This window comes from Paenibacillus sp. V4I7 (assembly GCF_030817275.1).
Lineage (GTDB): Bacteria > Bacillota > Bacilli > Paenibacillales > NBRC-103111 > Paenibacillus_E.
This window is the reverse complement of sequence record NZ_JAUSZD010000002.1, coordinates 111,592-125,352: the sequence shown is the minus strand read 5'-3', so window position 1 is coordinate 125,352 and position 13,761 is coordinate 111,592. Positions and strand designations below refer to the sequence as shown.

At 48.0% G+C, this 13,761-nt stretch carries 8 protein-coding genes; 5 read left to right on the top strand and 3 right to left on the bottom strand.

Features of this window, described 5'->3' with window-relative positions:
- Positions 1 to 101 precede the first annotated feature (101 nt).
- The 4 genes from QFZ80_RS01820 to QFZ80_RS01805 all read left to right on the top strand — a co-directional run bounded on the left by QFZ80_RS01820 (position 102) and on the right by QFZ80_RS01805 (position 8,842).
- Positions 102 to 1,043 (top strand): ABC transporter permease, encoded by a 942-nt coding sequence (locus QFZ80_RS01820; RefSeq protein WP_307563980.1) that lies wholly within the window; start codon positions 102 to 104, stop codon positions 1,041 to 1,043.
- Between the two features lie 18 nt (positions 1,044 to 1,061).
- Positions 1,062 to 1,937 carry a carbohydrate ABC transporter permease gene (locus tag QFZ80_RS01815; protein ID WP_307549390.1) on the top strand — a complete coding sequence of 292 codons (876 nt, stop codon included), beginning with the start codon at positions 1,062 to 1,064 and terminating at the stop codon, positions 1,935 to 1,937.
- 63 nt (positions 1,938 to 2,000) lie between these two features.
- Complete coding sequence (locus QFZ80_RS01810; RefSeq protein ID WP_307556940.1) at positions 2,001 to 3,674, top strand: extracellular solute-binding protein; 1,674 nt, start codon at positions 2,001 to 2,003, stop codon at positions 3,672 to 3,674.
- A gap of 116 nt (positions 3,675 to 3,790) precedes the next feature.
- The gene (locus QFZ80_RS01805) at positions 3,791 to 8,842 is read left to right on the top strand and encodes an OmpL47-type beta-barrel domain-containing protein (protein WP_307556938.1); all 5,052 of its coding nucleotides are present in this window, start codon (positions 3,791 to 3,793) and stop codon (positions 8,840 to 8,842) included.
- A gap of 66 nt (positions 8,843 to 8,908) precedes the next feature.
- Here QFZ80_RS01805 and QFZ80_RS01800 read toward each other — a convergent pair whose 3' ends face one another.
- Together QFZ80_RS01800 and QFZ80_RS01795 are read right to left on the bottom strand one after the other, a co-directional pair.
- Positions 8,909 to 9,832, bottom strand: coding sequence for a Gfo/Idh/MocA family protein (locus tag QFZ80_RS01800; RefSeq protein WP_307556936.1), 924 nt, complete (start codon positions 9,830 to 9,832; stop codon positions 8,909 to 8,911).
- On the bottom strand, positions 9,833 to 11,113 hold the full coding sequence (locus tag QFZ80_RS01795) for an MFS transporter (RefSeq protein ID WP_307556934.1): 1,281 nt from the start codon (positions 11,111 to 11,113) through the stop codon (positions 9,833 to 9,835).
- A gap of 125 nt (positions 11,114 to 11,238) precedes the next feature.
- Here QFZ80_RS01795 and QFZ80_RS01790 point away from each other — a divergent pair, with 125 nt between their 5' ends.
- Positions 11,239 to 11,796 carry a hypothetical protein gene (locus QFZ80_RS01790; RefSeq protein ID WP_307556932.1) on the top strand — a complete coding sequence of 186 codons (558 nt, stop codon included), beginning with the start codon at positions 11,239 to 11,241 and terminating at the stop codon, positions 11,794 to 11,796.
- A gap of 450 nt (positions 11,797 to 12,246) precedes the next feature.
- On the opposite strand, the gene QFZ80_RS01785 is transcribed toward QFZ80_RS01790, so the two are convergent.
- On the bottom strand, positions 12,247 to 13,755 hold the full coding sequence (locus QFZ80_RS01785; RefSeq protein ID WP_307556929.1) for a leucyl aminopeptidase: 1,509 nt from the start codon (positions 13,753 to 13,755) through the stop codon (positions 12,247 to 12,249).
- Positions 13,756 to 13,761 lie beyond the last annotated feature (6 nt).

Here is a 13,761-nt window from a genome sequence, read left to right as displayed (position 1 = left end):
TTCCATCGACGGCAAGGGAGCAAGAGATGGATCGATTTATATACCAAAGGAGGTGACACACGATGCCGCATACACCGCTAGACAACATTCAATCAGCCCCCATGATTTCTACACGAGGATTTACCCACCATACCACCAAGTCGCTGCAACCCCGTCGTCGTTTCAAGCAAAATATGCCGCTGTTGATCATGTTTGTACCGGTTATCGCTTACTTTATTATCTTCAGATATTTTCCAATATTAGGGAATGTCATTGCCTTCAAGAACTATAACTTGATGGATGGCATATGGGGAAGTCCATGGGTTGGCCTAAAGTATTTCAAGGCACTTTTCACCCAACCCCAGACGCTGACCATCATCCGCAACACCGTCACATTGAGCTTATTAAGCATTGTCGCTGGATTTCCATTTCCGATTATCATTGCCATCCTGCTGAATGAAGTTCGCGCCATGCGGTTCAAACGAATTGTGCAGACGCTGATCTATGTCCCTCACTTCTTCTCATGGGTCATTGTTGGGGGCATTGTCGTTACGATATTCTCCCAACAATCCGGTATCATTAACAAGCTGTTGGAGCTATGGACGGGTCACACCACTGCCTTCTTGTATCAGGAGCATAGCTGGATAGCTATCTTCCTCGGATCTGGAATTTGGAAGGAAGCCGGATGGGGAGCGATCATTTATCTGGCTGCGCTTACCTCGATCGATACGCATCTGTATGAAGCGGCCAGCATCGACGGTGCGTCCAAATGGAAGCAAATCTGGCATGTTACGCTGCCCGGCATTCGCAGCACGATTATTCTCATGCTGATTCTGAGTATGGGCAATGTCATGGAAGTCGGGTTTGACCATGTGTACACGCTCCAAAATGCAGCCGTTTCGGATGTCTCGAATGTCATCAGCACCTATATCTTTATCGTGGGTGTCCAGGGAGGACAGTTCAGTTTAACTACGGCGGTCGGGTTGTTTGAATCTCTGGTCGGCTTCTTCTTCGTCGTCCTTGCGAATCAACTTGCCCGTAAATTCGATCAAGGACTGTGGTAAGAAAGGAGCCTCCCCATCATGAAATCAACATGGGATGAGAAAATCTTTTACACAATCAATTATATGTTCCTTGGCCTTGCAGCTCTAAGCTGCGTTCTTCCCTTGATGCATATCATATCTTTATCTCTGAGCAGCTATCAGGCAATTGTTTCGGGGCACGTGACATTGTGGCCGCAGGGCTGGACAATCGAGGCATACAAAGCCTTATATGATGGCACGAATTTGGTCAAAGCCTTTCGTAATAGTATCGTGATTACTGTTGTCGGCGTTGCGCTGAGCATGTGGTTTACGATCATGGCGGCCTATCCATTAGCCAAGAAATATTTCTACGCGCGGCGTTTTTTTACACTGGCTATCGTATTTACCATGCTGTTCGGAACTCCGTTAATTCCTCTGTTCCTGATCGTGAAAAGTCTCGGCTTACTGGATACGTACGGCGCCATATGGATGCCGGGACTGATCAGCGCGTTCAATATGCTTGTGCTTCGGACCTTCTTTATGAATGTGCCTGAGGAGCTTGAAGAGGCAGCACGCATGGATGGCTGTGGAGAGTGGAGACTTCTCACCCGTATTATTCTCCCTTTATCCATGCCAGTCTTAGCTACGTTGACTTTATTCTATGGCGTCGGATATTGGAATTCATTCTTACACGTACTCATGTTTATCAATGACAGCGCACGGATGAATTTGGCGGTTATGATTCAACAAATGGTGGCCAGTCAATCGGTTCTTCAAGAGCTTAATTCCGTAAGGCAGGATGATTTGCAGCAAATGACACCGGAATCCATTAAAGCGGCCGGTGTGATCGTACTCATTGTGCCTATGCTGATCGTCTATCCTTTTTTGCAGAAGTACTTTGTTAAAGGGGTCATGATCGGTGCGATTAAAGGATAACACGAAGAACAACATCACCTAACTTGAGCTGTTTTAGGAAACGAATTTAAGGGGGGTATATCCATGTTTATGTTACGCAGGAATCATCGGAAAGCTCTATTCTCCACACTCGCTTGTATCGCGGTATTGGCAGGCTGCTCCACAGAGAAAGTCAACGATCCAGGAGCATCGTCAAGTCCGAATGCAACCTCAGCACCCGAACCTGCTAAAAGAGGAGCGATTAACGTTTCCGTCTATGACCGGGGCAATATTCCTCCGGAGGAAGGAAACTGGGATAAAAACCGCTGGGTAGAGTGGATCAACAAGAACGGTCCTGTCGATGTTAAATACACACCCGTTCCCCGTTGGGAATCTTTCCCGAAATTTAATGCCTTGCTTGCCTCGGGAAGCGCTCCGGATTTAATTCTGGAGTATGATGCCAACTACAGAAACAGCTGGTATTCGCAAAAGCTGCTGATGCCGATCGATGAAATGGTTGATAAATACAGCACAAACTACAAGCAAATTTTGGAGAAATACCCGCTGCTGCGCAAGATTGGAACGAAAGAAGACGGCAAATTGTATGAAATCGGGCGCTTAAATGTTGTTGCCCCGCATCACCGTCTCTTAATCCGTGAGGATTGGCTCCAGAAGTTGAACCTTCAAGTACCTCAGTCGACCGAAGAATTGTATAACGTAGCCAAAGCATTCGTGAACCAGGATCCAGACGGCAACGGTAAAAAGGATACCTTTGGTATCAACCTGAGCGGCGTCGGCTTCTCCGTGATCAGCCACATCTTTGGACGTTCAATCGATTGGGCTGTGCAAAATGATCAATTTGTACATGATTGGGACCGCCTCCAGGCATCCGTAGAATTTCAGAAGCGTTTGTTTGACGACGGTTTAGTCGATAAGGATTTTCTCACAGATAAAAACGGACAAAAAGGCATCCAAGATTTCATGAACGGAAAATTGGGGATTTTCGCAATCGACAGTGCTTGGTTTACCATTTCGAACTATGAAACATTGAAGAAGAACAACCCTACGGCTAAGGTCATTCCGATGGCTTTACCGAAGAGTCAATTCGGGCAGTTCAGCCCGATTATCAGCACACCTGTGCAAATGGTCGGCGTGGTCAATGCGAAAGCGAAGGACCCGAAAGCGATTATGCAATATGTTGACTGGATGGTGGATCCTAAAAATGCAAGCCTGCTGAAAAACGGAATTGAGGGTACACATTCGCAAAAAGGCTCGAATGGGTGTTTACAGCCTATCGATACAGAGAAGAATAAGAAAGAGCTGTACACCGACGATTTGAATATGATGAGATCTGATTTGCTGCTGGGCAAATGTGCGGAAGTGTACCTGGTGAACTTGCGCCCAGAAGTGCCAACCCAGAAAGAACTGCTCGATATCAACCTTAAATCCAAAGAAATTTATATTAACAAAGATCGTCCTATTCCTTCGCTCGGCTATGACTTCTTACCGGTCTTGCCGGATGATCTCCAAGCAATTGTCAAAAGCACTAGTAAATCCAATAACATCGATAAAGGAGACATTTGGTTGAAAGCTCTGGTAGGCGGCACTGGCTATACCGCACAGCAAGCTGTGAAGGATGCCAAGGATGTATGGGAAAAAGCTGGCGGCAAACAAGTCGACGATTATTACGCCAAATGGTATGAGAACAACAAAACAAAGGCATTTAGTATCGATGATCTATACAAATTCGCTGAACAGTCTCAGAAAGAGCTGAAATAGAACAAAGGAGGAGCGGCGCTCCAAATTTAGTCGTGTCGGAGCGCCGTCTACACATGACGTGACCCCGGATAGGATTAGGGAATCCTATTGATAATCTCATTAACCTGGAGGTAATTATGAGATCCCTACACAAGTCAAAACTCCTAGTTTCAATCCTTCTGTCGGCAATCATTGTCTCACTGCTCCCGCTCTTTCCATCTTATCGTGCTTTTGCTGTGGGAACAGGTATTACCCAAGACTATTGGAATAATATTCCTGGCGGGAAAGTAGAGCAGATTCCATTAAAGACGCCTCCATCGGGTTCGAGGTTACTCGCTAGCTTCGAGACACCGAACAATACGGGAGATCTTTATGGTTCTCGCGTTTATGGTTTTCTGACGCCGCCAGTCAGCGGAGGCTACACCTTCTGGATTGCAGCGGATGACAGCTCCGAGCTTTGGCTGAGTCCGGATGGCGATCCTGCGCACAAAGAGAAGATAGCGTCTAATACGGTCTTCGCCAAGCCCAGAGAGTGGGGTAAATCTCCAACTCAGAAATCAGTGGTCATTCCGCTATCAGCAGGAAAAAGATATTACATCGAGGCGCTGCACAAAGAAAACACCTCTAATGACAATTTGGCTGTCGCCTGGCAAGGGCCGGGAATAGCCCAACAAGTGATACCTGGGACTTACTTGACACCTTATGTGCTGCCTGATGCGCCAACAAATCCCGTGCAGGACGACACAGCGAATACATTCGGATGGACACCCGTTCCTGGTCATGAGGATATTTCCTTATATGAATACAGCACAGATCGCGGTTACAACTGGCAAACCGTAACAATGAACCCGCTTCAACTGGACAATATTAATTATACGACAGGACAAATACAAGTTCGGTTGAAAGAAACAACAGCGCAGCCTGCCGGAAAGATCCTGTATTCAACTGCCTTTTACACGCTAACAACAGTGGAACAGCCTGCGCCGGTTTATACGATGCTTTGGAAGATTGGGCTTGATAATCAGCTGTCGACTGAATTTAGCGATTATAAATCAACACCCATTGAGTCCTTCAGCCTTCCTACTGACTGGACCACTCGCACCGATTGGAGTTCGGTATCCAAAGGGTTGAAACTTAGCCGCAACGGTTCTATGGTTGTTGCTTATAACTTGCCTGCGATCCCGGAGCATGGGGTACAGTTTAGCTTCAGGAGCTTGGATGCGTATGTATCTGTTCCGCAATTAGCTGTATTTTCTAATGATACGATGGCTGGTTTAATCCAAATCGTCGGCTTGAACGGCGGGAATACGACTCGGAAATTTAAAGAAACTTACGAGTTATATATTCCTAAGGAAATGCTGAAGGTTGGACCTAATGAACTTAAGCTGTCTTTGGATCGAGGCTTGTATGCTGGTACCGGCGGTGATGAATTTCATTGGTTTGAATGGGATTATGCCAAGCTTGAGGCATTAGAAGCTCCGGCTGCGGAACCGATTCACGGGCGGTATACCCGACTGGGAACAGCGCTAGTCTCTCATGTTTTGAAAGATCGAGATCTGCAAACGATGGAAGTAACGAAGTGGCTGGGACTCGCCTACAGCGGGAACGTGATTCGTTCCGGTCTATACTCGCGGGAATGGCTGACTGCTTTGCGTGATCTTAATCTAGCGCCAGTGCTGCTGCCATTCGGAACCTTCATTAAGGATCCTGAGCTATCGTCGGGTGTCGTCCCGCAGAAACTGAAAGAGTACTATAACAATCTTATTGCGGAAAACGGGGATTTGTTCGAATACTTGGAGCTCGATAATGAACCCGGCGTGTTCAACAACGCATTCGCCGCCGATTTGGCTCTTGCTAAGTATGTTAGTGAGCAGAAGCCTTTGCTAAACCCATGGTTGAAAGCGGTTGCTCCGGGCTGGGCCTACTGGCCCTCCAAAGGAATTCCCGATGGCTGGGAGCGTGACCCCGCCTACCGCAGACAGATTGAAGACTACATGGATATGACAAACGGTCACAGCTATACCTTAAGCGGGATTACACTTGGTGACGGAGGCGCTCTCGTTGAGACGTTAAAGACTTATCCTGAGTATCAGGGTGACGGATTGGCAAAGCCGATGATGATGAGTGAAACAGGAGCTAACGATTTTCATACTGATAATAACCGCTACGATACATTCACACACCGCTTCGCGTCCCTCTTTGATCGCGAAACGCGCAGTACCATCGGCTATCTCGATTACATCATGCAGCATGCGGCTTACTTCCGAGAGTACAGCTTGCTCAAAGAAGACATCGTGATGAAATCCGCTGACGATGCCGAAGCATGGATTAACACGAGTGATCCTGATGAAACGCGGTTGAAGGTTTTCCGCCGTTTAGCGCTAGCCTACAGTACGCATGGCAAACCGCTCCCTTATGAGTATACAAATCAGAATGAGCTTGCCGGGAAAAAAGCGTATTTCCGTGCGGTGGATACATCTAGTCTTGGTGTGAGCAGCACTGGAGCAAAATCCAATAAAATTCTGCTCAATTTTGTTAATTTTGAAACGACACCGGTTACGATGAACGTCAACGTCGCGCTGCCTACTAACGCCCAGTATGCGGCAGAACGCTTTGGCGCAGGCAACACGTATGCGGCTGCACGCAGTTTTACGACCATTGACGCGACTTCGGGAGCGCAGCTATCGGAAACGTTACAGCCCGGTGAAGCCGTCCAGTTTATTTTGACCCCGTTTGAACAATCAGCACCAAGTAAGCCTATGCTGCAAGCACGGGCCGTTTCATACAAACAAATCAAGTTGACTTGGCAGCCTTCTACGGATAATACAGAAGTAGCCGGATATAAGCTCTATGATAACGGCGTACTGCTCGCTAAGCTGCCGAAAGCCGTAACCCGTTATTCGCACCAAGATGTTAGACCGGAAAGCGCACACTCGTATACGCTGATCGCTTATGATGATTCGGGCAACGAATCCGTACCGAGCGACCCTTTTGCCATATCCTCCTTATCTTTGCCGGCCTCTCCTTTTACCACTACGTCTACGGGAGCTTTGCATGTTGAAGCAGAGCAAACGGAGCTGGAAGGAGTGACCCATCATGGCACATTCGTCGGCATGTACTTTACACAAGGGCGGATGAACATGCTGAAACCGCCTGTAAAAGCAAATACCAATTATATCCTTAAGCTTAAATATAGTTCGGCCGCGAACAAAAAGGTGAATCTCGTTATCAACAACCAGCTGATACGGGCCCTTGATCTTCCGGGAACGGAGCCCAACACCTATACGACGATCGACTATAACGTCATGATGCCGGCAGACATAAGCAACCTTGTTCTATCCATTGTGAAGAGCAGCGATAATGTCTTCGCAACCTTCGATTGGTTCGAGCTGAAAGAAGGCATTTTGGATGAAACACCGCAAGCACTCTGGACGAATGTCATTCACAGCAGTACGAATATGTATTATTCCGCTCCTACCTTCGCTCTCGGCGCCAATGGAGCAAATCTTCATGAAACGACAACCCCGGGCGATTACACAGCTATGGGCTTTAAGGGTACGGGAATTCGTTGGTATTCCGATATTGAGTCTACATTAGGCGAGGCAGATGTTTATATCGATGATGTCCTGCAAGCAACAGTAGATTTGAAAACAGCGAACACACAAGGCGTGAAGAAGGTTGTTTTTGAAAAGACAGGTCTCCCTATGGCAAACCATATCATCAAAGTTGTCGCTAAAAACGGCCGGATCATCCATCAATCGTTCGAGTTTTTGAGTTTGGAACGACAGCCCTTAACACCAGGTCCCGATCTTATTGTAACTGGCCTTGGAACGGATCCAGCGGATCCGTATGCCGGGCAAACGGGAGTTCGGTTCTATGTCACGGTGAAAAATGTCGGTATTCTCCCGACCCCAGCCGGCAAAATAACCGGAGCTGTATTTGGTTTGAACGGCGGCGCATTCGGATACACGGATACGTATAATCAATCCATACCTGTAGGCGGCAGTGCAACGCTCTATACGAACGCAGGCGGTGAGAACGGCTATTGGGAAGTACCGAACGGCGATGCCACCTATCAATTGAGCGTCCATATTAATGATATTGGTCGATTCACTGAGATGGATCGTACGAACAACACCAAGGAGATTACTTTCCAGGTGAAGAAGCGAGATGTCACCCCTCCTGTGACAACAGCGACAGCGGATGGGGCAACCGGGGCAGGCACATTCAACAAGCAAGATGTACATGTTACGTTTACGGCCGTGCATCCGACGGTTGGTGTTGGAATCAAACAAACGGAGTACCGAATTCAGGGTGGAACCTGGCAGGCTGTCACAGCTCAGCCGGTCACCTTCAGCGATGAAGGGGTGCATCAAATCCAGTACCGCTCAATTGATGTGATGAATAACGAAGAAGTGCCCAAGGATTTGATTATAGGCATCGATAAAACGGCACCTGCCACTACGCACACCTCATTAGAGGGGTGGCAGCGAACACCGCAAACCGTCACATTAAACGCTTATGATGCTCTGAGCGGTGTACAACAGACCTTTTACATGCTAAATGGAGGAACTGCCGCTGCTGGAACCTCGGTTACGGTAAACACTTACGGTGTAAACACCATACACTATTACAGTGTTGATGCGGCAGGCAATCAGGAAGCTAGTCATTCTGCGGAGGTACGCTTCGATCCGCAAGCTCCTGAAATCAACATTGCCGGTCCTTTAACTGTATATTGGACGGATCCGATTGTATTGAATGTTGGTGTCACAGATTCTCTCAGTGGAGTAGCATCATCTGTGGTTAAACTGGACGGTGCCGTTGTTAGCCCTAACATTAACCTCCAACCGCTCAGCTTATGGTTAGGTCAGCATACGATTGAAGTAACGGCAACAGATAGCGCTGGCAATACGATCGTACGCACCTTTGTGTTGAAGGTGATCATGGATCTCGATCATTTGGACGATCTGCTTCGTTTATTGTTGAAGTTAGGTTATTTCCAAAACCAAAACATGTATAACAACTTGCAAAACAAGGTTGCTCAGCTTCAGAAGCAGCTAAGCTCAAGCCAGCTTAAAGATCCGACTATTTTTGATGCGGTCATCAAAGACGGCAAGTATACGGATAGTACGACCGCCAAGCTGCTTCGGGATGCCGTTCTATATCTGCAGCAAAAATCAGGGAAGTGAATCAAAAAGAAGGGGCCTATCATCCAAAGTCACTTTTGGATGATAGGCCCCCTTTTCTGTACGATTTTATACGGACAATCGTTCCACTAGTTGGTGTGACTCTAGAACAAGGTCTCCACGGATGCTGCAGGCATTCGGATTGTCCAAGCTGTTCAGGAAATGCTGAACAACACCAGCAAAGCCTCTTCTTTCAAGCACCGTGTCCCAACTTCCGAAGGAGCGCACACGTGGGGCGGCCCCTTTTTCATAAAAAATGGATGACTCTAGGTTCGTTACTTCTACCGATCGGCCGCTGCCGTGCAGTTCAACTTTTTCTAAATCAACACCAGCAAGTCTAACCATACTGTAATTGCCCAGCGAAGAACAAAATGCCAACGTCCCTGAAGCGTGGAGCAGTTTGCCTGCTTCATCGACTTGTTGGTTATATGTACGCACTTCGTACGGGCTCTCTCCAAGCCATAGCAAAAGGTCCAGCATGTGAATCAGATCATCATACAACGTCTCTTTGGCGCTATGCCCTTGCTGCTTAATGCGGTGCTTAACAGCTGAACACCAATCGAAGCCACCTGCCTCCTGCAGCCATTGTTTAGCCTCCATATAAAGGGGAGCAAACCTGCGGTTAAACCCCGCTGCCAGCAAAACACCTTTTCGCTCCGCATAAGAAGCCATCTGGACGGACTGAGCCCAATCGTAGGACAACGGCTTGTCTACATAAACAGCTACACCCTTCTCCATACTTTTCATAGCTATATCGTAATGGGTAGATGTCGGACTATGTACGAAAACAGCATCCAGCCCTTGTGCAAGAAGCTCATCTAAATTCGTTGTCCCGTAAGGAATGCGATACTTTGCCTTCATCCGTTCTACCGTCGCCGGGGTTGAGCTCATAATCCCTACGATATCTACTTGCTCGTTGACCGATAAAAGCGGCAGATACACTTTTTGTGCGATATCACCTAGACCAATTAATCCAATTCTTTTCCTTGTCATTTATGCTTCACTCCTCATTTGTTTTCCTAGCACCATACGTCCAACTACCAGTCCAAGTACAAGTAAAACAGCGCCAACCACCGTAGAAACACCATATATTTGCACCCACATCGGGGCATTCGTAATCAGGGCATATAGTTTTCCGCCAAAAATCGGTCCCAAGAAAGCCGCAAAGCCGGTGATAGCCGAATAAGTAGCAATATACATTGGACGTTCGCTCTTCGGTGTATCGCCTATCGTAAACGTGAACACCATCTGATTAAACCCACCCAGTCCAACGCCAAGAACGATATGAACGGCATACAGAACAACAACGGCTGGAATGAAAGCAATCGCTCCCCATAATAAACAAGCTAGTGCAATGATCGGTAAGGACCATAGCAGCAAGGTTTGAGCCGAGTATCGCACATTCAGATTGCCCCATACATAGTAACTAGCCATCATGACCACCGTATGTACGACCGTAATTAACGAGACTGTTTCATAATTAATTTTCATCAGCTTGAGCATAACATAAGAGAAGAGCGGCACGGTTACCCCTTGCACGAATAAAAATACAGCCAAAAAGAGAATCGCTTTAAGAAAAGCGCGATCCTTCAACGGCTTCCCAATCATCCCTACCGGATTCGATGCCGTAGATGGCTCGAAGGGTGGATTCGGATATAAACCGAAGGCCAGTATATTTAAGACCACACAAACGCTGCATATGATAAATAAATAGGAAAAGCCTTGCCCGCCTGGATAGCGATCTAATATTTGTCCGCCTATGAAAAGCGCAAGTGAACTTACCCCGCCTAATATCGTGTTGCGAAGTCCAAAATATCGTCCTCGAACCGGACCCGGCACCGCATCACTTATCAGTGAGGTCCAAACGATTCCACCCGCGGCATTTCCCAAATGAGCAGCCGTATAAAGCACAATATACATGATAACCCACAGATCTTCGGGAAATAAAAAAGGAATCAAGCCCACAGAAGTCCAAAGCAATCGGTGTGACGAAGCAAATATAAGCAGCATCCGTTTGCGGTTTCTAAATTTTTGCATGATTACAGCCATCCCAATCTGAATGATATTGACGACAGTTGTAATGGCCAACACTAAACCAATTTCGGTTGAAGTCGCTCCTAAATAAAGCAAATAACCCGTTAGAAACGGACCGCCAAGGAGCTGAAAAATAATAACCGCTGGGAACCCCTCCAACGTTGCGATGAGCAGGCTTCTTCGGTAGGGGGATACTTTTTTTCTGGGTTTTCGTAAATTACCCGCAATCTTCATTACCATGTTCGCCTCCTGATGTGATTCTTATGATGGATGACTGATCTTAAAGTTTACAAACTATAGGGCGCTTATGGTAAAATAGGACTGATTACTTAATCTATCATGTCAGGCGGGATCACCCAAATACTATGAAACCAAACTATTTTGGTCTTATCACAAGCTTATTACTCTTTTTGACTTTCATTGTACTCTCTCTCATGTTTCAGTCAACCATTTATTTGTATATCGCCAGTGTATGTCCGCTTCTCATTGTTCCTTTTCTTCCCGATATTCGATCCAATCAGTTCATTAAGCCGAATCAAGCTAAAGGTACTGTAAGATTGATTACAATGGAGAACAAGGACAAGACTGATTCTGATTTTCTTGTTATCTTGTTTGAACCAGGGTATGTAAGATGGGAGCGCGGGAAGCTCTTTTTCAATATGGAAGATATCATGAAAGATGTCTATATCAAGCCAGATCCCCTCGCCGCCACAATGACGGTGTTAAAATATGATCTATTCCTACATCGACGCAAGAAAAATTGGATCGGCATTTCCTTAACGCAGCTTGAACAGCGCACCGAGCATCTCTCATTTACAACAAATGAAATCAACCGTCTGGTCATTCGGATGTCCGACGTAAATGAGTTGCTTCAAAGGCCTGTCAATCAGCCGGCTGCAGCTGGACAAAGTATTGGCGCCTAGGAAGATTAAAAAATCACCCTGCCTTGAGTTATTACGCCATTCAACCATCGTACTTCATGGTTGAATGGCGATAACTCGATGACGGGTGATTTTTTTGTGTTCATGTTGGATAAACCTAGGTTAAGCTCATGATTGGTGGAGCTTGTGCAAGTGATGCCTCTCAATAGGAGTCTCTAGAGGCTGTTATTTAGAGAAAATCGCGTAAAAACTGCTAAATAAGAGGCTTTTGAGACTTCTATTTCTCGCGGATGATACCAATTTCAGCATTACTTCTGTATATTAGAGCCTTTAGGGACTTCTATTTGCTGCTTTAAGGGTTAGTTTAGTGAAATAGAAGCTCCTAAAGACTGCTATTTCATCAGACGGTTCTTCTAAACTAAGCCATCCTACCTTGATCGAGCACTTTTACCACTTTTCCTGCTTTAATCAAACTATAGTGGAGAAGAAAAACTAGTTAAGTTCTTCGCCACACAGATAGGCCGCTAAAGTACGAACCATGACACCTGTTGCACCTTTAGGCTCGATGCCTTTGGCCGACCATAACCAAGCCGTGCCGCCGGTATCCAGATGGATCCAAGGCGTTTCTTCGGCGAAGTAGCCGATGAATAGACCTGCTGTAATGGCTCCTGCCCAGCGATCAGATGAAGTCGCATTCTTAATATCGGCGACATCACTCTTCAGCATGGCGCGATACTCCGGATAGTTTGGCAGCTGCCATACTTTTTCACCAGCTGCCGAAGCTGCATGGAGCAGCGGTTTCAGGAACTCGTCATCGTTCGTAACCGCGCCTGTCGCAACATCGGCGAAGCAGATTAAAATGGCCCCTGTTAATGTTGCAACATCAATCAGGCGGTTCGCTCCCAGCTGCTTGGCATAGGTCAAGCCCTCAGCCAATATAATGCGGCCTTCCGCGTCTGTATTCAAAACCTCCACGGAATGTCCGCTTAGCATCGTCACGATATCGCCGGGACGATAAGCTGAACCAGACGTCATGTTCTCCGCCGCAGGGATAACCACGACCAGGTTCACCTTCGGCTTCAGTTGACCAACGACGTGCAGGGCACCGAGCAGTGTAGCGGCTCCGCCCATATCGCTGATCATTTCTTCCATGCCGTCGGGCTTCTTCATCGAGATCCCGCCGGTATCGAAGGTCACGCCCTTGCCGACGAGGCCCAGCACGTCGGCGGAATCTGGATCACCCTTATACTGCAGGGTGATCATGCGTGGCGGGTTGACACTGCCCGCGCCAACCGCGGTAAGGCCGCCCATCCCGCGGGCGGCAATCTCGTGCTCGTCCAGCACTTCGCAGGCGAAGCCGTAGTGCTGGGCGAGCCGAACGGCTTCCTCTGCGATGGAAGCCGGAACGAGCTTATTGCCCGGGAGGTTCGTGAGATCCCGGGCGTAGTTCGTGCCCTCCGCAACCGCCTCAGCGGCTGCGATCGCCCCCTCCAGAAGCGCTGCATCCGCAGCCGCTTCTGTGAGCAGCACCGCCTGGGGCAGCTCCGCGCGCGCAGGCTCGTTCTTGCGGTACGCCGCGATGCGGTACGTACCGAGGAGCAGCCCTTCGGTCAGCGCCGAGGCGGCCGACCGGCTGTCGAACCCGCTTGGCAGCTTAAGCGCCAAGCGTTCGAACTGCAGCGCGAGTGCCTTGCGCGCTGCGAACACCGCGGCTGCGCGCAGCGTATCGCGTGACGCTGCGGGGCCGAGCCCCGCAACGAACACGTACGCGTACGGCAGCAGCCCGTGGGTCGGCAGCGCCTCGAGCTCGCCTGAGGCGCCAGTGAATAGGCCCTTTGCGCGCATGCGCTCAAGGGCCTGATCGAGCTGCGGTAGTCCGAGGACAGCGTCCTGGCGCAGCTCAGCTTCACTTAGACAGACGAGGATGGCGTCTGCCCCTGTTTCATTAACCATCAATGACGTAAATACGCCCGTCGTTATATCCGTAATTTTAGCAAACATAGGTAA